Annotated in this window: 19 protein-coding genes; 3 read left to right on the forward strand and 16 right to left on the reverse strand. The window is 72.5% G+C overall.

Annotated features, from left to right (window positions below; genetic code table 11):
* Window positions 1-109 precede the first annotated feature (109 nt).
* A complete protein-coding gene (locus AC5L3X_RS22370) occupies window positions 110-877 on the forward strand; it encodes an SDR family oxidoreductase (protein ID WP_494859302.1) in 768 nt (255 codons plus the stop codon).
* 95 nt (window positions 878-972) lie between these two features.
* On the opposite strand, the gene AC5L3X_RS22375 is transcribed toward AC5L3X_RS22370, so the two are convergent.
* The gene (locus tag AC5L3X_RS22375) at window positions 973-1,425 is read right to left on the reverse strand and encodes a MarR family winged helix-turn-helix transcriptional regulator (protein ID WP_494859304.1); all 453 of its coding nucleotides are present in this window, start codon (window positions 1,423-1,425) and stop codon (window positions 973-975) included.
* A 108-nt stretch (window positions 1,426-1,533) separates the two neighbouring features.
* On the opposite strand from AC5L3X_RS22375, the gene AC5L3X_RS22380 reads away from it, so the two are divergent.
* Entirely contained in the window at window positions 1,534-2,367 is an 834-nt protein-coding gene (locus tag AC5L3X_RS22380) for an alpha/beta fold hydrolase (RefSeq protein ID WP_494859306.1), read from the forward strand.
* A gap of 52 nt (window positions 2,368-2,419) precedes the next feature.
* On the opposite strand, the gene AC5L3X_RS22385 is transcribed toward AC5L3X_RS22380, so the two are convergent.
* From AC5L3X_RS22385 to AC5L3X_RS22445, 13 genes are all read right to left on the reverse strand, one after another.
* Complete coding sequence (locus tag AC5L3X_RS22385; protein WP_494859308.1) at window positions 2,420-3,607, reverse strand: lipid-transfer protein; 1,188 nt, start codon at window positions 3,605-3,607, stop codon at window positions 2,420-2,422.
* Entirely contained in the window at window positions 3,604-4,089 is a 486-nt protein-coding gene (locus tag AC5L3X_RS22390) for a MaoC family dehydratase (RefSeq protein WP_494859310.1), read from the reverse strand. The genes AC5L3X_RS22385 and AC5L3X_RS22390 overlap by 4 nt, the downstream gene beginning before the upstream one ends.
* Window positions 4,086-5,222 carry an acyl-CoA dehydrogenase family protein gene (locus AC5L3X_RS22395; RefSeq protein ID WP_494859312.1) on the reverse strand — a complete coding sequence of 379 codons (1,137 nt, stop codon included), beginning with the start codon at window positions 5,220-5,222 and terminating at the stop codon, window positions 4,086-4,088. Before AC5L3X_RS22395 ends, AC5L3X_RS22390 begins: the two co-directional genes overlap by 4 nt.
* Window positions 5,222-6,310, reverse strand: coding sequence for a bifunctional MaoC family dehydratase N-terminal/OB-fold nucleic acid binding domain-containing protein (locus AC5L3X_RS22400; RefSeq protein ID WP_494859314.1), 1,089 nt, complete (start codon window positions 6,308-6,310; stop codon window positions 5,222-5,224). The genes AC5L3X_RS22395 and AC5L3X_RS22400 overlap by 1 nt, the downstream gene beginning before the upstream one ends.
* Window positions 6,307-7,473 (reverse strand): acyl-CoA dehydrogenase family protein, encoded by a 1,167-nt coding sequence (locus tag AC5L3X_RS22405; protein ID WP_189125781.1) that lies wholly within the window; start codon window positions 7,471-7,473, stop codon window positions 6,307-6,309. The genes AC5L3X_RS22400 and AC5L3X_RS22405 overlap by 4 nt, the downstream gene beginning before the upstream one ends.
* Window positions 7,474-7,512: 39 nt before the next feature.
* On the reverse strand, window positions 7,513-9,168 hold the full coding sequence (casI, locus tag AC5L3X_RS22410; protein ID WP_494859316.1) for a steroid-22-oyl-CoA synthetase: 1,656 nt from the start codon (window positions 9,166-9,168) through the stop codon (window positions 7,513-7,515).
* 14 nt (window positions 9,169-9,182) lie between these two features.
* Window positions 9,183-10,400 carry an NADH:flavin oxidoreductase gene (locus AC5L3X_RS22415; protein ID WP_494859317.1) on the reverse strand — a complete coding sequence of 406 codons (1,218 nt, stop codon included), beginning with the start codon at window positions 10,398-10,400 and terminating at the stop codon, window positions 9,183-9,185.
* 109 nt (window positions 10,401-10,509) lie between these two features.
* Window positions 10,510-10,818 (reverse strand): hypothetical protein, encoded by a 309-nt coding sequence (locus AC5L3X_RS22420; protein WP_494859319.1) that lies wholly within the window; start codon window positions 10,816-10,818, stop codon window positions 10,510-10,512.
* A gap of 51 nt (window positions 10,819-10,869) precedes the next feature.
* Entirely contained in the window at window positions 10,870-11,580 is a 711-nt protein-coding gene (locus AC5L3X_RS22425; protein ID WP_494859320.1) for an ABC transporter ATP-binding protein, read from the reverse strand.
* The gene (locus AC5L3X_RS22430; protein ID WP_494859322.1) at window positions 11,577-12,308 is read right to left on the reverse strand and encodes an ABC transporter ATP-binding protein; all 732 of its coding nucleotides are present in this window, start codon (window positions 12,306-12,308) and stop codon (window positions 11,577-11,579) included. The genes AC5L3X_RS22425 and AC5L3X_RS22430 overlap by 4 nt, the downstream gene beginning before the upstream one ends.
* On the reverse strand, window positions 12,295-14,580 hold the full coding sequence (locus AC5L3X_RS22435; RefSeq protein ID WP_494859324.1) for an ABC transporter permease: 2,286 nt from the start codon (window positions 14,578-14,580) through the stop codon (window positions 12,295-12,297). Before AC5L3X_RS22435 ends, AC5L3X_RS22430 begins: the two co-directional genes overlap by 14 nt.
* Window positions 14,581-14,650: 70 nt before the next feature.
* Window positions 14,651-16,054 carry an ABC transporter substrate-binding protein gene (locus tag AC5L3X_RS22440; protein WP_189125788.1) on the reverse strand — a complete coding sequence of 468 codons (1,404 nt, stop codon included), beginning with the start codon at window positions 16,052-16,054 and terminating at the stop codon, window positions 14,651-14,653.
* A gap of 62 nt (window positions 16,055-16,116) precedes the next feature.
* The gene (locus AC5L3X_RS22445) at window positions 16,117-16,878 is read right to left on the reverse strand and encodes an SDR family NAD(P)-dependent oxidoreductase (protein WP_494859326.1); all 762 of its coding nucleotides are present in this window, start codon (window positions 16,876-16,878) and stop codon (window positions 16,117-16,119) included.
* Window positions 16,879-17,115: 237 nt separating this feature from the next.
* Between AC5L3X_RS22445 and casG the strand changes: the two genes are divergently transcribed.
* Complete coding sequence (casG, locus tag AC5L3X_RS22450; RefSeq protein ID WP_494859328.1) at window positions 17,116-18,771, forward strand: steroid-24-oyl-CoA synthetase; 1,656 nt, start codon at window positions 17,116-17,118, stop codon at window positions 18,769-18,771.
* 96 nt (window positions 18,772-18,867) lie between these two features.
* On the opposite strand, the gene AC5L3X_RS22455 is transcribed toward casG, so the two are convergent.
* Together AC5L3X_RS22455 and AC5L3X_RS22460 are read right to left on the reverse strand one after the other, a co-directional pair.
* Complete coding sequence (locus AC5L3X_RS22455; protein ID WP_494859330.1) at window positions 18,868-19,488, reverse strand: PaaI family thioesterase; 621 nt, start codon at window positions 19,486-19,488, stop codon at window positions 18,868-18,870.
* Window positions 19,485-21,809 carry an acyl-CoA dehydrogenase family protein gene (locus tag AC5L3X_RS22460; protein ID WP_494859332.1) on the reverse strand — a complete coding sequence of 775 codons (2,325 nt, stop codon included), beginning with the start codon at window positions 21,807-21,809 and terminating at the stop codon, window positions 19,485-19,487. Before AC5L3X_RS22460 ends, AC5L3X_RS22455 begins: the two co-directional genes overlap by 4 nt.
* Window position 21,810: the final 1 nt, after the last annotated feature.

Here is a 21,810-nt window from a genome sequence, read left to right on the forward strand (position 1 = left end):
CGCTGGCCGGTATCCGCTCCCCGCGCCCGGCCGTACGGCCCGTACCCTCCGAGGGATCGTCCGGAGATCGATCCGGGGATCATCCGGTGGACTGTGCGGGAGGACTTCGGTGGATGTGACGCTGGACTTCGGCGGCCGGGCGGTGCTGGTCACCGGCGGCACCAAGGGCATCGGCTTCGAGATCGCGCGGGCGTTCCTCGCCGCGGGGGCCGACGTGGTGGTGTGCGGCCGGGGCGAGCCGGAGACGCTGCCGAGCGCGGACGGCAGGACGGCCCGGTTCGTCGCGGCCGACGTCCGCGACGCGAGCGCCGCCGTCCAGTTGGTGGAGCGTACGGTCGAGCTGCTCGGACGGCTCGACGTGCTGGTCAACAACGCCGGAGGCTCCCCCGACGCCGACGCGGCGACGGTCTCGCCGAGGTTCGTCGCCCGGATCGTGGACCTGAACCTGCTCGCCCCGTTCTACGTGGCCCAGCCCGCCAACCTGGTCATGCGCGCCCAGGAGACGGGCGGCTCGATCATCAACATCGGCAGCGTCTCCGGCGTGGACCCCCAGCCGGGCACCGCCGCCTACTCGGCTGCCAAGGCCGGCCTGCTCATGCTCACCAAGGCGCTGGCGCTGGAGTGGTCGCCGAAGGTGCGGGTCAACCACATCACCACCGGCCTGACCCGTACGGAGGCGGCGGCTGCGGTCTACGGCGAGGACGGCGGCGCGGCGGTCGCCGCGGTCGTCCCGATGAAGCGGATGGCGGTGCCGGCCGACATCGCCGGCGCCTGCCTCTACCTGGCCAGCGACCTCGCGTCCTACGTGACCGGCGCGGACCTCGCGGTGCACGGCGGGGGCGAGTTCCCGGCCCGCTACACGGCCACGCTGACCTGACCGATCCCGCCACGGTCCTGTCGTTCGTGGAGACCTTCACCGGTCGACGGCTACCGGTCGACGACAGGCGCACTGAGAAGGCGGCGAAGCAGTGCTCAGTTGCGCAGGCGGGTGAGCGCCTGCGGGGTCAGGTGGCACGCGAGCTCATCGAGTAGATCCACGATCTTGGCGACGTGGTCCGGGTCGTCCGTGCCCAGGGCGGTCGCCAATGCGACGTCGATCGGCGTCGATCTGACCTCCGCCATGCGGGGGGACGCTTCGGAGGCGGGGCGGATGAGGAGTCGGCGGCGGTCGCGGGGGTCGGGTTCGGTGACCACAGCGCCCGCCTGACGGAGCCGGGCGACCGCTGCGGACACGGCGCTCTGCGGCAGGCCGGTCCGGGTGGCGATCTCGCCGACCGCGCTGCCGGTGTGGGCCCGCACGTCGCTGGCCACGATCAGGACCGTCCGGACGCTGGTGGAGTGCTGCCCGATGCCTTCGGCGGGCAGAGCCTCCTCGCCGATCTTCATCAGGGTCCGCCCCAGCAGGAACAGTTCGACTCCGTTCACGCTACCAAGATACATCAATTCAGATACATCAGAATTGATGTATCAAGTTTGATGCGTTAGGGTCGCTTTCGACCGGGCCGCATAGGCCCCTCCCTCGAAGGGATGCTCATGAACGCCACCAGTACGACGGAGCTACTGCGTGTCCCCGGAGCCACGCTGTACTACGAGGTCCGCGGCACCGGCCCCATCCTGCTCGTCTCGCAAAGCGGCGAAGGCAATGCCGGACGCAGCACTGACCTGGTCGACCAGCTGGTCACCGACCACACCGTGGTGACCTACGACCGCCGCGGCCTGTCGCGCAGCACTCTGGACGACCCGGCGCAGGGGGTGACGCTGACCCAGCACGCCGATGACGTGCACCGTCTGCTGGCCGAACTCACCGACGAGCCGGCGCTGATGCTCGGCTGCAGCCTTGGCGCCTCCATTGGCCTCCACCTGGTCACCCGGCACCCGGAACAGGTCAGCGTGCTCGTCGCCCACGAGCCGGTCACCCCACGGCTGCTCCCCGCCGATCAGCGCGCCCACCACGAACGGGAACTGGAGGAGATCCAGCACGTCCACCGGCGAGACGGCCTGCGGGCGGCTCTCGCGATGATCGCCGAAGTCCTCGGCATCGACCCCGCCCATCCCGGCGCCGAACCCGGCCTCACCCCGCAGCCGATGACTCCGCAGCGGGTGGACAACTTCACCTTCTTCATCGAGCACGACTTCACCGCGGTCATCCGCGACACCCTCGACGTCACCGCGCTGAGAAACACGTCCACTCGCATCATCCCGGCCGCCGGCCGCACCACGCCGACCACCGTCTTCGATCGCAAGTGCGCCGCCGCCCTAGCTGACCTGTGCGGCACGCGACTGCGTGAGTTCCCCGGCGGCCACAACGGCAATACCACCCATCCACGGGCCTACGCCGCCGCCCTGCGGGCCGTCTTGGCGGCCTGACCACCCTCTGGACGGAAAAGTCCGGCGAAGCACGTGCCCGCGTCCGCGCGACCTACTGGTCCACGCCCAGCACCAGGCCGCTGGTGGGGACGCCGGTGCCCGCCGTGACCATCACGTGGCTCACCCCCTCGGGCTGGTTGACCGAGGTGCCGCGGACCAGCCGGACGGCCTCGGCGACGCCGTTCATGCCGTGCAGGTACGCCTCGCCGAGCTGGCCGCCGTGCGTGTTGAACGGCAGCCGCCCGCCCAGTTCGAGGTGGCCGTCGGCGACGAAGTCCCTGGCCTCTCCCCTGCCGCAGAAGCCGAGCTCCTCCAGTTGCGGGAGCACCAGCGGCGTGAAGTGGTCGTACAGGATGGCCGCGTCCATGTCGCCAGGGCCGAGGCCGCTCTGCCCGTACAGTTGCCGGCCCACCAGCCCCATCTCCGGGATGCCGCTGATCGTCGGGCGGTAGTAGCTGGTCATCATGTGCTGGTCGGCGCCCGAGCCCTGGGCGGCGGCGCGGATCACGGCGGGCGGGTGCGGCAGGTCGCGGGCCCGCTCGGCCGAGACCACGACCAGCGCCTGCCCGCCGTCGGTCTCCTGGCAGCAGTCCAGCAGGCGCAGCGGCTCGGCGATCCAGCGCGACGCCTGGTGCTCCTCCAGGGTGATGGGCCGCTGGTAGAACCAGGCCGCCGGGTTGGTCGCGGCGTGCCGCCGGTCCACGACCGCGACCCGGCCGAAGTCCTCGCTGGTGGCGCCGTACTCGTGCATGTAACGGCGGGCGAACATGGCGACCCACTGCGCCGGCGTCGCCAGGCCGAACGGCGTCATCCAGGAGTAGGCGGCGCGGTCGGCGCTGGTGTCCATGGGCCGGTCCGCCTGGCCGAGGCCGTAACGCTCGCCCGAGCGCTCGTTGAACGCCCGGTAGCAGACGACGACCTCGGCGACGCCGGTCGCCACGGCCATGGCCGCCTGCTGGAGCGTGCCGCAGGCCGCGCCGCCGCCGTGACCGACGCGGGAGAAGAAGGTCAGCTCGCCGATCCCGGTGTTGCGGGCGATGTGGATCTCGGAGCTGCTGTCGGCGGTGAACGTGACCATCCCGTCGACGTCGGACGGCTTCAGCCCGGCGTCGGCCACGGCGGCGAGCACGGCCTCGCAGGCGAGCCGCAGCTCGCTGCGGCCCGAGTTCTTGGAGAACTCCGTGGCGCCGATGCCCGCCACGGCCGCGGCGCCGCTGAGCGGATGGGGGCGGCTGCTCATGTCCCGTCCTTGGGGTCTGCGGCCTTGGGGTCTGCGGCCTTGGGATCTATGGCCTTCGGATCGGCGGCCGGCAACCGTACGGCGACGGTGCCGGAGACGTGGACGCCCCGGCCGTTGACGCCGCGCACGGCGATCTCGACCCGCTGGTCCTCGTCGTGCTTGGCGGTGACGGCGCCGGTCAGCACCATCGTGTCGCCGGGGTAGTTGGGCGCGCCGAGCCTGATCCTGATCGCCTTGACGGTGGCGGCAGGACCCGCCCATTCGGTGACATAGCGGTCGACCAGGCCATTGGTGGTCAGGATGTTCATGAACACGTCCTCGGAGCCCCGCTCGACGGCCAGGCCGGGGTCGTGGTGGACGTCCTGGTAGTCGCGGCTGGCGATGGCGGTCGCGACGATCAGGGTGCGGGTCAGCGGGATCGCCAGCTCCGGGAGCGGGTCGCCCACCGCCACCTCCCCGTACGTCCTGGAGGTCGGGTTCACGGCGTCACCGGACCGGTGGCGAGGACGCCGCCGAGGCGGGCCAGGTCGGCGCTCGGCCCGCCCAGGGTTCCGGCGATCTGCCTGGCCCACAGGAAGTGCCGGTGCACGGGGTACTCGACGTCGACGCCGATGCCGCCGTGCACGTGCTGCACCCGGTGGGCCACGGTCAGCCCGGCGTCGCCGGCCCACCACTTCGCGACCAACACGGCGGCCGGCGCGGGGCCCTCCTCCAGTGCGGTCACGGCCTGCCAGAGGCATACCCGCAGGGCGTCGATGTCGATGTAGCAGTCGGCGAGCTGGTGCTGCACCGCCTGGAAGCCGCCCAGCGGGCGGCCGAACTGCCTGCGCTCGGTGAGGTAGGTCACCGCGTGCCGCAGCGCGCCCTGGGTGACGCCGAGTTGCAGGGCCGCCAGGGCGACGGCGGCGCGTTCGAGGGTCCACGCGACGGCTCCGCCGCCGGGTGTCCCGACCGGCTGCGCGGGCGCGCCGGTCAGGGTGAGGTTGCCGGCCAGGTCGTGGGTGGTGGTCTCGGCCCGTTCCCAGACGACGCCCTCGGCGCCGGACTCGACCAGGAACAGCCCCGGCCCGTGCTTGGTGGCGGCTGAGACCAGCACATGACTCGCGCCGAACGGCGATGGGACCACGGCCTTCGTCCCGGTCAACCGCCACCCGCCACCGTCCTGACCGGCGGCGTTCCGATCGGCGGCGTCCCGGTGGGCGGTGCAGGTGGGGTGGGCCGGGTCGGCGGGGCCGAACTCCTCCAGCGCGAGGGTGAGCCGGGAGGTGCCGTCCACCGCTCCGGGCAGCAGGGTCGCGCGCTGCGCGGGCGTGCCGTGCTCGGCGATCACGAGGGCCGCGACGGCGGCCGGCCACAGCGGGACCGGCGCCACGAACCGGCCCTGCTCCTCCAGCAGGACGCAGAGCGCGGCCAGGCCGAGCCCGGCCCCGCCCGCCTCCTCCGGCGCCGCGATCCCGAGCAGGCCCGCCTTGCCCAGCTCCGACCAGAGCTCCTCGTCGAGGTGGGTCTCGGAGCTCTCGACGGCGCGGACGCGGTCGGTGGTGGCGCGGTCGGTGAGGATCTCGCGCGCCAGAGCGCGAACCTCTTCGAGCTCCTCGTCCAGGGTGAAGTCCATCAGTGTTGCTCCTCCTGCGCGACCGGCCGGAACACGGGAAGTGAGAGACCGGGGTCCGCGTCGAGCCAGTCGAGCGTGACCGGCAGGTCGATCTCGACCTCGTCCGGGGTGACGCCGGCCAGGTTGGTGATGAGCCGGGTGCCTTCCGCGAGCTCCACGACCGCAACGACCAGCGGGTACTCGAACGCCGGATGGCGTGGGTGGTGGCTGACCACGAAGCTGTGGACGTGCCCGCGGCCGGACGCCTCGACGGTGTCCCAGTCGAACGAGCCGCACTCCGGGCAGCAGGGGCCGGGCGGATGGCGCAGCGCCGCGCATCCGGCGCAGCGCTGGATGACCAGCCGGTGCTCGCGCGCCGCCTCGAACCAGAACGCGTTGTCCCGGTTCACCGCCGGCCGTGGCCTGAGCGCCTCCGGCGCGGTCTCCGGGGTGTCCGCCGGAGATGGCGGCGTGGGGCGCCTCTGGGGGCGGAAGCGCAGGGTGCGCCAGCGCTGCACCGCGACCGTCTCGTCGTTCTGGTCCGTGTAGGTGCGTACGGTGGTCACGAACCGGCCGGGGCCGAGGGCGGTGACCTTCTCAGGGGAGATCGACTCGACGACCTCCCGCACGCTGACGTGGTCGCCGGGCACCAGCTCGCGGTGGAACTCGAACTCCGAGTCGGTCGCCACCACCGAGGTGTAGCCGCCCTCGCCGAGCAGGGCGACGAGTTCCTCGGAGCCCGGCCCGCCGCTCAGACCCGCCATGGTGGCGGCGTAGCCGCGCATCGTCCATGCCTGCGTCATCGACGCGGGCGCGACGATCCCCGGCCGGCCGCTCGCGCGGGCCGCCTCCTCGTCCTGGTAGACGGGGTTGCCGTCGCCCATGGCCTCGGCCCAGTGCCGGATCATCGGCGCGTTGACCGGGTCGGGACCGGGCCTGGGCGGCACGATCTCCCGGCCGGCGAAGGCCAGCAGCCGCTCCTCGTACCCGTCGCCGCCCGGCGCCCCGGACGCGCCACCGTCACGGACCACCTGCCCGGACGCGCCACCGCCTCCGGCCACCGCCCCGGGCGTGCCGCGGTCGTCGCTGACCGGCTGGGGCGCGCTCACGCTCCACGTCCCATCCGGGGCAGGCCGAGCCCCTGGGTGGCGACCATGTCGCGCAGAACCTCGTTCACGCCGCCGCCGAAGGTGTTGACGATCCCCTGCCGGGACAGCTGCTCGATCTGACCGGCGAGCACGGCGCCCGGTGAGCCGGGCCGGATCCGGCCGGCCGCGCCGAGGATCTGCGACAGCGTCCGCTGCACGTCGATGTGCGTCTCGGTGCCGTAGACCTTGGCCGCGCCCGCGTCGGCGCCGGACAGCGCGTCCCGCGCGACGGCCGCGGTCATCTTCCAGTTCATCAGCCGCATCGCCTCAAGCCGCGCGTACGTGCGCGCGAGGTCGCGTTGCACCCAGGGCAGCTCGATGGCGCCGTTGTCGCGGGCCCAGCCGAGGACCTGCTCCCAGAGCTGGATCATCCGGCCGCCGAGCGCCGCCAGGCCGACCCGCTCGTGGTTGAGCTGGTGGGTGATGAGTTTCCAGCCGCCGTTGACCTCGCCGACGAGGTTGCCGGCGGGCACCCGTACGCCGCCGTAGTAGGTGGCCGTGACGACCATGCCGCCGACGCACTGGATGGGACTCCAGGAGAATCCGGGGGCGTCGGTGGGAACGATCAGGATCGAGATGCCCCGGTGCTTGGGCGCGTCCTGGTCGGTACGGCAGGCCAGCCACACGTAGTCGGCGGTGTTCGCGCCGCTGGTGAAGATCTTGCTGCCGTCGATGACCCACTCGTCGCCGTCCCTGACCGCGCGGGTGGTGAGGGAGGCCAGGTCGGTGCCCGCGTCCGGCTCGGTGTAGCCGATGGCGAAGACGATGTCGCCGGACAGCATGCCGGGCAGGAACCTGTCGCGCTGCTCGGCCGAGCCGTGGCTCATCAGGGTCGGGCCGACGGTGTTGACGGTGACGAACGGGAAGGGCAGCCCGGCCCGCTGGACCTCGTCGAAGAAGACGTACTGCTCCTCGATCGAGCGGCCCTGCCCGCCGTATTCGGCCGGCCAGCCGATGCCGAGCCAGCCGTCGGCGCCGAGGCGACTGGTCACCTCGCGGAAGCGGGGACCTCCCACGCCCTCCTCGCCGGCCCGGCGCCGCTCGTCCTCGGTCAGCAGCCCCGCGAAGTACTCCCGCAGCTCGGTGCGCAGCCGCCGATGCGCGGGGGTCTCGCGCAGATCCATGTTCCGTTCTCCTCCTGAGTTCGCCAAGGCCGTGGGTGGCTAGGGCAGGAACCGCTGTCGTCCGTTGGCGGCGAACTCGGCGCGCAGCGCGGCCTTGTCCTCGCCGGTCATCGGGACATAGTCGGGAGCGCCGCGCCCGGTCCAGCGGTGGACCGGGTCGCCGGTCCGCCAGCCGTCGTGCTGGATCTCCTTCTTGCGCAGCTTGCCGGAGCCGGTGGCCGGCAGCGTGTGGGAGACCCGGACGAAGCGCGGCGCCCCCTTGGTGCCGAGGTCTGCCTGCTCCGCCAGGAAGGCGGGCAGGGCGAGGTCCTCGAAGGCGGTGCCTTCGGGGATCTCGATGGCGGCCATCACCTGGTCGCCGGAGCGCGGGTCGGGCACGGCGAAGGCCGCCGCCGCCACGATCCGCGGGTGCCGGCGCAGGACGCGTTCGGTGAGCAGGGCGGAGATGTTCTCGCCGTCCACCCGGATCCAGTCGCCGGAGCGCCCGGCGAAGTGCAGGTAGCCGGCCTCGTCGAGGTAGCCGAGGTCGCCGGTCCAGTACCAGCCGTGGCGGACCCGTTCGGCGTCGGCGGCGGCGTTCTTGTAGTAGCCCTCGAACCTGGCCGCGCCGTCGACGTCCACGATCTCGCCGATGGCCGCTTCGGCGTTGGTTACCCGGCCGTGCTCGTCGAGCAGCGCGGGCGGGCAGGTCTCCCGGGTCTCCGGGCAGACCACTCTGACCCCGGCGTGGGCGGGCCTGCCGAGCGCGCCCGGCGGCCCCTCCGGGGCCAGTTCGATCAGGCCGGAGCCCTCGCTGGACCCGTAGGCCTCGATGAGCCGGCAGCCGAAGCGGCGCAGGAAGGCGGCCTGGTCCTCCGGTGACGCCTCGGTGCCGAAGGCGTGGGTGAGCGGGTTGTCGGCGTCGCCGGGGGTCTCCGGCGTGGCCAGGACGTACGCGATGGCCTTGCCGACGTAGGTGAAGAACGTGGCGCCGTAGAAGCGGACGTCGGGCAGGAACCGGGAGGCGGAGAACTTCGGCACGAGGGTGACGGTCGCGCCCGCGACGAGCGACGGTGCCCACAGGCCCATCACCGCGTTGCCGTGGAAGAGCGGCATGCAGCAGTAGGTCACGTCGTGCCGCCGGACGTCGTACTTGCCGGAGTTGGCGTGCCCGAGCCTGGCGAGCCGGCCCTGGGAGCAGCGGGCCGCCTTGGAGGCCCCGGTGGTGCCGGAGGTGAACAGCAGCAGCAGCTGCGTCTCGGGCGTGATGTCCGGCTCGCGGTACGGCTCGCGCGCCTGGGCGGCGAGCCGCGCCGCGTAGTCCGGGCCGTCGACGACCAGGAACCGGTCGCGAGGGACGCCGAGATCGAGGCCGTCGAGCAGGCGCAGGCCGGCCTCGTCGGTGACGACGAGCATCGGGTCGGTGTGCCTGACCTCCCGCTCCAGGGTGGAACCGCGCCGGGTGGGGTTGATGCCGACGATGGTGGCGCCGCAGAGGGCCGCCGCGCCGAGCCAGAAGACGTACTCGGGCACGTTGTCGAGCAGGACTCCGATGTGGAACGGGCCGTCGGCGCGCAGTTCGCGCGCCAGGCGGGCGCGGGCCGCGCTCTCGCGCACCACCTCGTCCCAGGTCCAGGTGCGCTCGCGGGTCCGCAGCCCGGGGTGGTCGTCGCCGGCCCGGTCGAGCAGCAGGTCGGCGATGGTGTCTCGTCGCACGGTGGTGGTTCTCCTCAGGCCCGCTCGGCCTGCCTGATCAGGGGCCCGGTCAGCACGCAGTGGGTGCCGCCGTAGATGGCGGTCATGCACTTGTTGCAGTGGATGCACAGGGACTTCACGTCGGCGTCGGCCCGCATCCGGTTGATCAGGTCGGGCTCGCGCAGCAGCGCCCGGGCCATCGCGACGAACTCGAAGCCCTCGCTCATCGCCTGGTCCATCACCTTCTTGTCGGTGATCCCGCCGAGCAGGATGAGCGGCATCTTGACCGCGGCGCGGATCTGCCGGGCGTCCTTGAGCAGGTAGGCGTCCTGGTAGGGGTAGGAGTGCAGCAGCCGCTTGCCGACGAGCTTGACCCCGAGCCTGATCGGCTGGGGCATGGCCGCCGCGAACTCCCGCAGCGGCGCCTCCCCCTTGAACAGGTACATGGGGTTGAGCAGTGAGCTGCCCGCGGTGAGCTCCAGGGCGTCGACGGAGCCGTCCTGCTCCAGCCACTGGGCGACCTGGATCGACTCGTCGAGCCAGAAGCCGCCGGGCACGCCGTCGTCCATGTTGAACTTGGCGGTGATCGCGATCCGGTCGCCGACGGCGTCGCGGACGGCGCGGGCGATGTCCCTGGACAGGCGGGCCCGGTTCGCCAGACTGCCGCCGTACTCGTCCTTGCGGTGGTTGAGCCTGGGGCTGAGGAACGAGCTGGCGAGGTAGTTGTGCCCGAGGTGGATCTCGACGGCGTCGAAGCCGGCCTCGATCGCCATCGTGCCGGCGTGCCCATGGGCCTGGACGATCCGCCGCAGGTCGTCGCGGCTGGCCGCGCGGGTGAAGCTGGTCGTCGTGGCGTGGAAGTGCCGGTTCGGCGCCAGCGCGGGCAGCCGGTTGGACTTGGGGTTGGCGACCGGGCCGGCGTGGCCGATCTGCGCGGCTACGGCCGCGCCCTCGGCGTGCACGGCGTCGGTCAGCTTGCGCAGGCCCGGCAGGGCCTCGGGCGTCCACTGGAGCTGCCGCGCGCTCGTACGCCCTTCGGGGGCGACGGCGCAGTAGGCCACGGTGGTCATGCCGACGCCGCCCGCCGCGTGGCGCACGTGGAACTCGATGAGCTCGTCGGTGACCAGGCTCTTGCGGCTCAGCCCCTCGTACGTGGCCGCCTTGATGACGCGGTTGCGCAGGGTCACCGGGCCGAGTTTCGCCGGGGCGAGCACGTCCGGCACGTCCTTGGCCGGGGGTGTCGTCTGAGTCAAGGGGGATCCTCCGTCCGGACTCCGGATTGGAGCAAGGTCGACGTTAGTCAGCGGGATCCGCCGGGGACCGGCGAATCCCGCTGACCGGGAGAGTGCGGAGCGCGGCGGGTCAGTCCCGGCGCTCGCGCAGGGCCTCGGCGAGCTGATCGGCCTGCGCCTGCCCTTCCACGAGCTGGCGGAGCAGCCACAGGCGCAGCACTCCGGCCACGGCCGCGGCGAGGTAGAGGGCGGCGCCCAGCACGGTGACGGAGACGCACGCCGTGGCGAGGATCTGGAAGGAGGCGATGTCGCGCGCGTCGTCCTGGCTGAGGGAGTTGTTGTAGGCGATGAGGGCGCCGACCACTCCGGCGACCATCAGGAGCGCGCCCAGCGCGCGTGCCTTGCCGTCGTGGCGGGAGCGGTCGGTCTTGAGTCTCATCCGCGCCACCTCCGACCTGAACTGCTCGCGTCGTTCATCTGTCAGCATGGTTCAACCTCCTAGATAGCCGCTGGACAGGTGGTCCTCGATCTCGCCGGGTGTGCCGACCGAGACGACGCGTCCGTTCAGCATCAGGGCCGCGGTGTCGGCGATGGGCAGCACGGCGCGGGCGAACTGCTCGGCCACCAGGACGGACAGTCCCTCGGCGACGAGCTGCGCCACGGTGTCGTACATCTGCGTCACGATCATGGGGGCGAGGCCCATGGACAGCTCGTCGAGCAGCAGGATCGCGGGAGCGGTGCCGAGGGCGCGCGACAGCGCGAGCATCTGCTGCTGGCCGCCGGACAGTGACCCGGCGAGCTGGTCGCGCCGCTCGCCGAGCATCGGGAAGCGGGTGTAGGCGGCCTCCTCCATGTCCCGCAGCCGGGTGCCGGTGCCGGTGGCGACCCACAGGTTCTCCCGGACGGTCAGGTTGGGGAAGATGCCCCGGCCCTCGGGGATGGAGCACACCCCGAGCCGCGCCGCGTCCTCGGCGGCCAGGCCGTTGACCCGCCGGCCGGCCAGCCTGAGCTCGCCTCCGGTGAGCGGCAGCAGGCCCGCGCAGACCTTCATCGTGGTCGACTTGCCGCCGCCGTTGGGGCCGAGCAGCGCGACCACCGAACCGGCCTCGACCCTGAGGTCCACCCCGCGCAGCACCTCGATCGGGCCGTAGGCGGCGCGGGCGCCGGCCAGCTCCAGCAGCGGCGCCGGTTGGTCCTTCATGCCGAGACCTCCTCGGTGCCGATGTAGGCGGCGATGACCTGGGGCGACTCCTGGATCTCGCGGGGCGTGCCCGAGGCGATGACCGCGCCGTAGTCGAGGACGTGGATGGTGGAGCAGAGCCGCATCACCAGCGGCAGGTCGTGCTCGACCAGGCAGATCGCCAGGCCGTCGGCGGCGAGGCCGGTCAGCAGCCGGGCGAAGGCGTCGGTCTCGGCCTCGGTCTGGCCGGAGGCGGGCTCGTCCAGCAGCAGCACCCGGGGCGAGGTCATCAGGGCGCGGGCGACCTCGACGACGCGGGCCCGGCCGGTCGGGATGGCGGAGACGTCGAGGTCGGCGATGTCGCTCAGGCCGGTCAGCTCCAGGACGCGGTCGGTCTCCTTGCCGACGTCGGCGCGGTGCCCGCCGGCCCGCCGGATGTCTCCGGCGACCCTGACGTTGTCGCGCACCGACAGCGACAGGAACAGTTCGAGCCGCTGGAACGTGCGCGCCAGGCCGAGCCGGGCCCGTCTGGCCGGCGGCAGCCGGGTGATGTCGGCGCCGTCGAGGAGCACCTGTCCGGCGTCGGGCCGCAGCAGGCCGGTGACCGTGTTGAACAGCGTCGTCTTCCCGGCGCCGTTCGGCCCGATCAGCCCGGTGATCCGGCCCGGCTCGATGCCGACGCTCACCTCGTCGACGGCGATGTTGCCGCCGAAGCGGACGGTGATGCCCCGGGTCTCAAGCAATGGCATGGACGTCTCCCTCCTCGACGGCCGGCCTGGCGCGCGGCCCGCCGCGGCCCTCACGGGCGGGCAGTCCGAGCTCCCGGTCGAGCCGGTCGCGCAGCTCGTCGGTGTACGGCTCGTCGATGCCGGCGAGCTCGGGCGGGACGCTCCGGCGCCGGGCGAGCTCCTCCTCGGTCAGCACGGCCCGCGGCATGAGCGCCCTGCCGAGCGCCGGCAGCGTCATGACCAGCAGCGCGGTCAGGATGGCGAACCACCAGTTGCCGATGACGCCGGTCAGCGCGAGCAGGTAGAGCACGGCTCCGGCGGCGGCGCCTCCGGCCAGCACGGGCCGGGCGCCGCGCAGCGTCCGGTAGCCGTCGAACAGGTCGTGTACGAGGCCGCTGGGGTTCTTGCCCACGCCCATGCCGATCAGGGCGGTGGCGACCAGCATGACCTGGCCGAGCGTCTTGTAGATGCCCGCCATCTCGGGGGCGGCCATGGCCAGGTCGTTGAAGGTGCCGATGATGATGACGAAGCCGACGCCGGACATCAGGCCGCCGAACAGGGCGCCGCTGACGTATCCGATGCCGCCGACGACGGTGAGCATCACCAGGGACAGGCCGGCCATGACGGCGAAGTTCTCGCTCGAGACGGATCCGGCGGCGGTCGACATCAGGACGCCGCCGAGCCCGGCGATGGCGGCCGACAGCATGAAGACGCCGAACTTCAGCCTCACCAGGTCCTGGCCCAGCATCGCCGTGGCGGCGGGGCTGTCCTTCATGGCCGCCAGGCGCCTGCCGTAGCCGCTGCCGCGCAGCGCGACCAGGCCGACGGCGATCGCCGCGAACAGCGCGGTGGCGCTGATCAGCAGCGTGCCGGGGTCGCGCAGGTCGAGCGGGCCGAGCTGGAGCGGCGGGACGATCAGCGCGCCGTTCGGGAACAGCGAGAACGTGACGCCGAAGAGGGTGTGCTCGACGGTGTCGCGCAGCACCATGTTCGACAGGAACACGCCGAAGGCCATGGTGGCGAGCGCCAGGTAGAGCCCGCGCAGCCGGAGCGCGGGCAGCGCGACCAGGCCGCCCACGACGGCGGCCACGAGCACCGCGAGCAGGATGCCCCACAGGGTGAGGCGGGCGGCCAGGCCGGTGCCGGTGATGCCGAAGTGGAAGGCGACGATGGTGGCGACCGCGCCGAAGGCGAGCGGCGCGAGGTTCAGCTCCCCCGCGTAGCCGGTCAGCAGGGTGAGCGAGAGCGCGATGATCGCGAACGTCATGCCCAGCCCGAACGTGGTGATCGAGGTGTCCTCCATGAGCGGCATGAGCAGGACGACGGCGGCCACCAGGGCGACGCCCCAGACCGCGGCCCGGCGCACGGTCGGGACCCGGTAGCGTTCGCGGGTCCGGACGGCGGCGCCGCGCAGCCGGTCCTGGGGCAGCAGGACGAGCACCACGAACAGGATGATCATCGGGAGCGAGACGCGGAGGTTGCCGGCCCACGTCCAGTCGGTCGGGAAGTAGGCGGTGACGTACGTCGCGGCCAGGCCGAGCACCATCGCGCCGACGAAGGTGCGCGGGATGCTGCGCAGCCGGCCGAACATCGCCGCCGCGAACGCGTCGATGACGAGCAGCGTGAGCGCGTTGGCCTCCAGCGCGCCACCGCCGATCGGCGTGATGAGGATGCCGGCCAGCACGGCGAGGGTCGAGCCCATCGCCCAGGAGAGCGCGGCCACCCGGTCGGGGTTGTGCCCGTTGAGCCGGATCAGGTCGGGGTCGTCGACGGTGCCCCGCATGACGACGCCGACGCGGCTGCGGGTGAAGAGCATGCGCAGGCCCACGGCGATCGCGGCCGCCACGAGCAGGCAGATGATCTCGTGGACCCGTACGACGACGCCGAGGAACTCGACCTTGGCGTCGGCGCCGAAGAACATCTCGACGACCCTGGCCTCCTCCGGATGCCAGAGCCACTGCGACAGGAACACCATGCCGAGCATGATCGCGACGGTGACCACGATCCTGGTCACGTCCGCGGTGTCCCGCAGCCCCTTCATGATCACGGCATGGAGCGCGGCCCCCATGGCGGGCCCGACGACGCCCACCACGACGATCAGCGCCAGCCAGACCGGCCAGCCCCAGCCGTGGGCGAGCTGCCAGTAGAGGAACGTGCCGAGCATGGCCTGGGCGCCATGGGCGAAGTTGAAGATCCCGGAGGTGTTGTACGTCAGGACCAGCCCGGAGGCCGCGATGGCGTACACCGCCCCGAGGACGAGCCCCAGGAGGGTGAAGGTCAGAAACGTGGTCATGCGCTGCCCTTGCTCTGGACGGCTGGAAGGCCGCGGACCGGCGGGCGGCCGGTCCGCGGCCGGGGGACGATCAGCCCTGCGGCTTGATCACGTCGGGAGTCAGGAACGTGGTGGCGATCCGGTCCTCGCCGAGCTTGGTGCCCCACGTGGACGGGTCCGTCTTGATCACGTTGGCCGGGTCGCAGTCGAACTCGCCGACGGTCGCCGGGGCGACCTGCTTGTACGTCGAGCCGGTGAGCTTCACCATCAGCGAGCAGGAGGCCGGCAGGTTGCCGCCCGGGTCGGTCGGGGCGTGCAGGCCGCCGCCGGTCCACTCGTGCACCTGGCTGAGCTTGTTGACCATGCACTGGCGGGTCAGGTCGGAGCCGCAGTCCTTGGCCGCCGTGGCCCAGAGCAGGAACGCCGAGGTCGCCTGCATGCCGAGCAGCGCGGTCTTGCCGCTCTCGGCGTTGACCAGGTCGAGGTACTTCTTGACCGCCGGCACCTGGCCGGCGTTCTCGAACGGCTGGAAGATCAGGCCGGCGTGCAGGTTGTCGCCCTGGCCGGCGGCGTTCCACTTGGCGACGGCCTGGCTGTACCAGGTGGCCTCAAAGACCAGCGTCGGGTCGGCGCCGACCCGGTCCAGCGCCTCCAGCAGGCTGAAGGCGGCGGGGTCGGGCGACTTGGAGGTCCACAGCGCCTTGACGCCGCACGACTTGAACTTCTCGGCGAACGGCACGTAGCTGGGGTCGCCCTCGTTGTTGAGCTGGACGCCGCACTTCTTGGGGGTGACGCCGATGCTCTTCATGGCGGCTTCGATCTTCTTGCTGCCCGCCATGACCGCCGGCGAGGTGGAGGTGATCAGGTCGACGTCGCTGGCGAAGCCGGGGAACGTCTTGGCGGCCACGCGCAGCGGCGCGGCGTTGAAGTGGTCCACCGGGTAGGGGACGGGCTCGAACTTCATCGGGCCCATGGCGGCGTTCGGGCCGACGGTGTAGCCGGCGACCATGGGCAGCTTGCAGCCGACGCGATACTGCTCGGCCGCCTCGTCCAGCGCGAAGCCGTGCCCGACCAGCATGAAGTCCTGCTTGCAGGCCTTCTGCATGACGGTGGCGGCCTGCATGTAGGCGGCGTCGTACTGGTTGCCGGTGATCTTGCGGCCGTTGATGCCGCCCTGGCCGTTACACCACTTGATCATGGCGCCGACCGCGTCGCCCATCTCCTTGGACAGGCCGGGCGCCTTGGGGAAGCCGCGGTCGTCGCCGAAGCCGATGGTGATGCCGGTGTCGGTGACGCCCTGGTCGGTCGCCCCCTTGGCGGTGCCCGGCCCGCAGGGTGACTGCAGCGTGCCGAACGTCTCCTGGCTCGCGGCGGCCGACGGCTGCCCGGCGGCGGTGGTGGCCTCCGGCGCGGCGCCGCGTTCGCTCGCGCAGGCCGCGAGCGTCACCAGTGCCAGGGCACCGGCCGCCAAACGGGTGATCGCCTTCACTTCCATGCGATCTCTCTCCTTTCGTGACCGCCCGACCGCGGCGGTGTCTGTGGGGGGGGTGGTGCGGGTCAGCCGAAGTTCGCCTGACCACCGTCGAGCGGCACGGTCGCGCCGGTCAGATACCGCAGGTCCGGGCCCACCAGCGCGACCACGGCCCGGCCGATGTCGGCCTCGCAGTCGCCGATGCGGCCGAGCGGGATCGTCCTGCGGAACTCCTCCGCCTCCTCGGGGTTGGTCTCCGTCCACCACTTCAGGCCCGGGGACAGGGCGTGCGGGGCGATGTTGTTGGCGCGGATGCCGTCACGGCCCCATTCGGCCGCGGCCGTCCGGGTCAGCGAGCGCAGCGCCTGCTTGGCCGCGGCGTACGCGCCGTAGGTGGAGGGGTCCCATCGGACCATGGCCGAGGTCACCAGGTTGACGATGCTGCCGCCGCCGCGCCGCTTCAGGTGCGGGTGGCACGCCTTCATGAACGCGAAGGCGGCGAACGGGCCGCTGCGAAAGCCCTTCTGGAACGCGCCGTCGCTCATCGACAGCAACGGGCCATAGGAGCCGGAGTAGGCGTTGTTGACGAGGATGTCCACCCCGCCGAACCGCGCCGCCACATCGTCGACCACGGCCGGGATCGCCTCGGTGTCGCTCACGTCGCACAGGAACGGCTCGGCCGTACCGCCTCGCTCGCGGACGAGCGCGCAGGTCGATTCGAGCTTGTCCATGGTGCGCCCGAGCACCGCGACGGCAGCGCCCTCACCGGCGAGTGCGAGGGCGATGCCCTGGCCCACTCCCTGGCCGGCTCCTGTGACGATCGCGACTTTCCCGGCGAGAATTCCCATGTGGTGTCCCGTTCCATCGGCATTGGCCGCCATAGTGATGTGACCTTGCTCTCCTGGAGATCGGCTGTCCCGCTCACCGGGAGTCGCCTATCGATCACGAAAGGGACACGGTGAGGTGTGGCTCCCGTCACACGATCCCGCTGAGCGGGAGCCGCTCCCCGGTGTGACCGCCGATGGACAGAATGAGCGGCCAGAAGGCACACCGGCGTAGCGACGCGTCGGTGGGAGAGGGAGCTGATGGGCACGCCGACAGATCCGAGAACCGCGGCGATGGAGATCATGACACGCCTCACCGGACCGGGCGGCGAGTTCGAACTCGCCGAGGAGGAGGTGCTCGGCGCCCGTATGACGGTGTTCGCGAACCGCCGGCGCAACCTCGGTGAGGTGCTGGCGGAGTCCGTCCGGTTCGGCGAGCGCGACTACGTCGTGACCGCGGACGGGCGGCTGAGCTTCGCCGAGCACGCGCGTCAGGTCGCCTCGCTGGCCAGGGCGCTGCGTGAGGACCACGGCGTCCGGCCGGGTGACCGGGTCGCCATCGACGCGGCCAACTCCCCCGGCTGGATCCTGTCCTTCTGGGCGACGGTGGCCGCCGGCGCGATCGCCGTGGGCTACAACGCCTGGTGGTCGCCCCGGGAGACCGAGTACGCCCTGGGCCACACCACGCCCAAGCTGGTGATCGCCGACGCCAAGCGGGTGGCGGCGGTCGGCGGCCGCGCCACGGTCCTGACACTGGAGGAGGACATCCCCCGGCTGGCCCGCCTGCACCCGGACGAGCCGCTGGCCCCGTACGACGCCGGCGACGACGACCCGGCGGTCATCCTCTACACGAGCGGCACCTCGGGCCGGCCGAAGGGCGCTACGCACTCGCATCGCAACCTGACGTCGGTCATCGAGTACCACCGCATGAACGACGCGCTGCTGCGCGCGTTCGGCGACCCGACCGACCCGATGGACCGGCGCTACCTGCTGGTCCTGCCGCTGTTCCACATCGCGAGCCTGCACAACCTGGCCGTGCCGCGGCTGGCCAACGGCAGCACCGTCGTCCTGCACGAGGGCGCCTTCGACGTGGACCGGGTGCTGCGCCTGATCGAGAAGGAGCGGGTCACCAACTGGGGCGCGGTGCCCACGATGGCCAAGCGGCTGATCGAGCACGGCGACCTGAGCGGGTACGACCTGTCCTCGCTGACCTCCTTCGCGCTGGCGTCCGCGCCGTCGTCACCCGCCTTCAAGGAGCGGCTGCGCGCGGCGTTCCCGGTGGCGCGGCAGGCCCTGGTCGACAGCTACGGCCTGACGGAGACGTCGACCGCCGTGGCCGCCGCGAGCCCCATGGACCTGGCGGAGGCGCCGGGCACGCTGGGCAGGCCGATCACGACCGTACGGGTGGAGGTCCGCGACCCGGAGGGCAGGGCGCTGCCCGAGGGCGAGGAGGGCGAGATCTGCGTCCGCAGCCCGTTCGTCATGCTCGGCTACTGGGAGGATCCGGAGGCCACGGCGCGGGCCATCCGCGAAGACCGCTGGCTGCACACCGGCGACATCGGCGTGATCGAGCAGGGCCGGTTGCGGCTCACCACCCGCCGCTCCGACCTGATCCTGCGCGGCGGCGAGAACGTCTACCCGGCCGAGGTGGAGAACGTCCTGGCCGAGCACCCCGGCGTGCTGGAGTGCGTCGTCATCGGCACCCCCCACCCCGACCTGGGGCAGGAGGTCACGGCCGTCGTCGTCACCTCCGCCGGGCGGCCCACCGGCGAGGAGGAGCTGGCCGCGTACACGCGGGAACGGCTGGCCTACTTCAAGGTCCCGTCCCGGTGGCGCATCACCACCGAACCACTCCCCCGCAACCCGACGGGCAAGGTGATCCGGGGCGAGGTCGAGCGCTCCATCGCGCCGCACTGACCTGCCGCCGCCACGCGAAGAGCCCAGGCCGTCCGGGACGGCCTGGGCTCTTCCGGGCCCGACAGCGGGCCCGACAGCGGGCCGACAGCGGGCCGGTCAGCGCGGGCGCGGCAGCTGCTTGTCGATGAACAGGCCCTCGGCGCTGACGACGACCTCCCCGCCGGCGCTGATCGTGCCCACGGTCCTGATCTTGCGGCCGTCCACGGAGACCTGCCGTCCCGTCACGGTCAGCGACTCGAACAACGGCGTCGGCCGGTGGTAGCGCAGCGTCAGCTCCGCCGTCATCCCCGACGGCCCCGCCCAGTGGTTGGCCACGCCCAGCGTGTGGTCGAGCAGCAGCGCGGAGACGCCGCCGTGCACGTAGCCGGGCGGCCCCTGGTAGGGCATGCCCAGGACGACGACGCCCTCGATGGAGCCGTCCTGCTTGCCGTGCAGGTGCAGTGGCGGGGCGAGCGCGTTCTCCGGCCCGGTCACGGGGTCGTGCCGGGTCACGCCCTCGCCCCGCCACATGTCGATCATCCGCTCCTCCACGGCGGGCGCGTGCTCCTCCAGGTGGTCGGCGACGGCGTTCAGCCGGTCCGCCATCGTCGACATCTCGGCGGCCGAGCGGTCGCCCGCGTGCAGCAGCGCGGCGATCACCCGCCGGGCCGCGGCCACCGCCTCGTCCACTCCCTTGTTGCGCGGCGTCGCGGTGAGCTCGGGCCGTTCGGGCGTCATGACGCGGCCCCCGCGGGCGCGACCGGCTCCGGGTCGCGGGGCAGGCCGAGCAGTCGTTCGCCGATGATGTTCAGCTGCACGTCGGTGGTGCCACCGGCGATCGACATGCACCGGGCGTTGAGGAAGCGCCAGGCCGCGTCGGGGACCTCACCCCGCTCACCGGTGATGGAGGCCGTGCCGAGCCACTCCATCGCGGTCTCCCAGACCTCCTGTACGTGCTCGACGCCGATGAACTTGGCCACGCTGGACTCCGCGCCGGGCTGCTGCCCGGTCAGTGACCGCATCGTGGTGCGCAGGCCGAGGAGCCCGCCCGACTGGGCGTCGCACAGGATGGCGCCGAGCCTCGTCAGCCGCTCGTCGTCCACCTCGTGCGGCCGGGCCGCCGCGAGGTCGAGCAGGGCCTCTCCGCCGCTGCCGAGCGAGGAGTCGTGCGACAGGGAGACCCGCTCGTTGGCCAGGGTGGTGCGGGCCAGCTTCCAGCCGTCGCCCGGCCGGGCGACGAGCATCTCGTCCGGGACGAACACCTCGTCCAGGAACACCTCGTTGAACAGCGCGTCGCCGGTCAGCTCGCGCAGCGGCCGGATGTCGATGCCGGGGCTGCGCATGTCGAGCAGGAAGTACGACAGGCCCCGGTGCTTCGGCGCGGACGGGTCGGTCCTGGCCAGCAGGATGCCCCAGTGCGCCTCGCGGGCCATGGAGGTCCAGACCTTCTGGCCGGTGACCTTCCAGCCGCCTTCGACCTTCTCGGCGCGGGTGGTGAGCGCGGCCAGGTCGGAGCCGGCGCCCGGCTCGCTGAACAGCTGGCACCAGACGAGGTCGCCGCGCATGGTCGCGGGCAGGAACCTCTCCTGCTGCGCGGCGTCGCCGTGCGCGATCAGGGTCGGCGCCACCCAGGCGCCGATGATCAGCGCGGCGGCCCTGAGCCCGGCCGAGCGCATCTCCTCGGCGATCACCAGCTGGGTGACCGCGTCGGCGTCCTTGCCCCAGGGGGCGGGCAGGTGCGGGGCCGCGTAGCCGTGCTCGCCAAGGTAGGCCAGCCGCTCCTGGCCGGTGAGGTCCAGCGCGGGCCGCAGCTCGGCCCGGATCCCGGCGCGGACGTCCTCGGCCTCGGGCGGCAGTTGGACGCCGAGGCCGCGGCGCACGCCGTCCAGGGTGAGGCGGGCCACCCGGCGCAGCCACCACGGCGTGGGGCCGAGCAGGATGCGCAGGGTCTGGGCGCGCCGCAGGTAGAGGCTCGCGTCGTGCTCCCAGGTGAACCCGATGCCGCCGAGCGTCTGGATGCAGTCCTTGGCGGTGGCGAAGGCGGCCTCGACACTGGTCGCGCCCGCGACGGCGGCGGCGAGTGACGCCTCCGCGCGGCTCGTGTCGAGGCCGGCGTCGGCCGTGCCGGTCGCGGCGTCCCCGCCGCGATCCATGCCGTCGGCGGCGCGGGCGGCGTCCCAGGCGCAGACCCTGGCCTGCTCGGCGCGCACCAGCATCCGGGCGCAGCGGTGCTTGACGCCCTGGAACTGGCCGATCGGGCGGCCGAACTGGTGGCGCACCTTGGCGTAGTCGGCGGCGGTCGCGGTGGCCCGGTCGGCGATGCCGGACGCCTCGGCCGCGAAGAGAGTCGCGGCCAGATCGGGCACGTCGCCGGGAGCGAGGCCGGTCAGCACGTCTGCGGAGGCGACGGTGAGATCCGCGGCGGTGACCCGCGACAGCCTGCGGGTCAGATCGTGGCCGCGCAGGTCCTCGACCTCGACCGAGGCGCGGGCCAGCACCACCCACACCGTCCCGAGGCCGTCGATGACCTCCCGGCCGTCCCGGCGGTCCGGGGCGCTCCTGCCATCCACGGCATCGCGGGCGTCCACCGCGGGGAGCACGAACAGGTCGGCGACGTGGCCGCCCATGACCGGCTCGGAGACGCCGGACAGGGTCAGCCGCCCGGTGTCGTCCCGGGTGAGCGTGAGCCCGCCCGGCCGCAGTCCGACCGCGCCGATCGTGGTGCCCGAGGCCAGCCCGGCCAGGTGGGCCCGGTGTCCCGCGCGCCGCAGCACGGCTCCGGCCAGCACGGTGGGCAGGAAGGGCCCGGGCGCGACCCAGCGGCCCAGTTCCTCGGCGACGACGGCGAGTTCGAGCAGACCGTAGCCCGCTCCCCCATCGGCTTCGGGAAGGTGCAGGCCGAGCAGCCCCTGCTCGGCGAGCGCCGGCCAGAAGGCCGGTAGTTCCTCGCGCTTGGCGTCGACCGCCGCGCGCACCGCCTCCGGGGTGATCTCGCGGGTGGCGAAGGCGCGCACCGCGTCGCGCAGGTCGCGATGCTCCTCGGTCAGTCCGATGGTCATG

It is taken from the genome of Nonomuraea sp. CX421, assembly GCF_059358955.1.

Excerpts from the sequence above, each read along its gene's own strand:
- AC5L3X_RS22380 (WP_494859306.1), top strand. The coding sequence starts at position 1,534 with ATGAACGCCACCAGTACGACGGAGCTACTGCGTGTCCCCGGAGCCACG.
- AC5L3X_RS22385 (WP_494859308.1), bottom strand. The coding sequence starts at position 3,607 with ATGAGCAGCCGCCCCCATCCGCTCAGCGGCGCCGCGGCCGTGGCGGGC.
- AC5L3X_RS22395 (WP_494859312.1), bottom strand. The coding sequence starts at position 5,222 with ATGGACTTCACCCTGGACGAGGAGCTCGAAGAGGTTCGCGCTCTGGCG.
- AC5L3X_RS22405 (WP_189125781.1), bottom strand. The coding sequence starts at position 7,473 with ATGGATCTGCGCGAGACCCCCGCGCATCGGCGGCTGCGCACCGAGCTG.
- AC5L3X_RS22420 (WP_494859319.1), bottom strand. The coding sequence starts at position 10,818 with ATGAGACTCAAGACCGACCGCTCCCGCCACGACGGCAAGGCACGCGCG.
- AC5L3X_RS22425 (WP_494859320.1), bottom strand. The coding sequence starts at position 11,580 with ATGAAGGACCAACCGGCGCCGCTGCTGGAGCTGGCCGGCGCCCGCGCC.
- AC5L3X_RS22430 (WP_494859322.1), bottom strand. The coding sequence starts at position 12,308 with ATGCCATTGCTTGAGACCCGGGGCATCACCGTCCGCTTCGGCGGCAAC.
- AC5L3X_RS22435 (WP_494859324.1), bottom strand. The coding sequence starts at position 14,580 with ATGACCACGTTTCTGACCTTCACCCTCCTGGGGCTCGTCCTCGGGGCG.
- AC5L3X_RS22440 (WP_189125788.1), bottom strand. The coding sequence starts at position 16,054 with ATGGAAGTGAAGGCGATCACCCGTTTGGCGGCCGGTGCCCTGGCACTG.
- AC5L3X_RS22445 (WP_494859326.1), bottom strand. The coding sequence starts at position 16,878 with ATGGGAATTCTCGCCGGGAAAGTCGCGATCGTCACAGGAGCCGGCCAG.
- casG (WP_494859328.1), top strand. The coding sequence starts at position 17,116 with ATGGGCACGCCGACAGATCCGAGAACCGCGGCGATGGAGATCATGACA.
- AC5L3X_RS22455 (WP_494859330.1), bottom strand. The coding sequence starts at position 19,488 with ATGACGCCCGAACGGCCCGAGCTCACCGCGACGCCGCGCAACAAGGGA.
- AC5L3X_RS22460 (WP_494859332.1), bottom strand. The coding sequence starts at position 21,809 with ATGACCATCGGACTGACCGAGGAGCATCGCGACCTGCGCGACGCGGTG.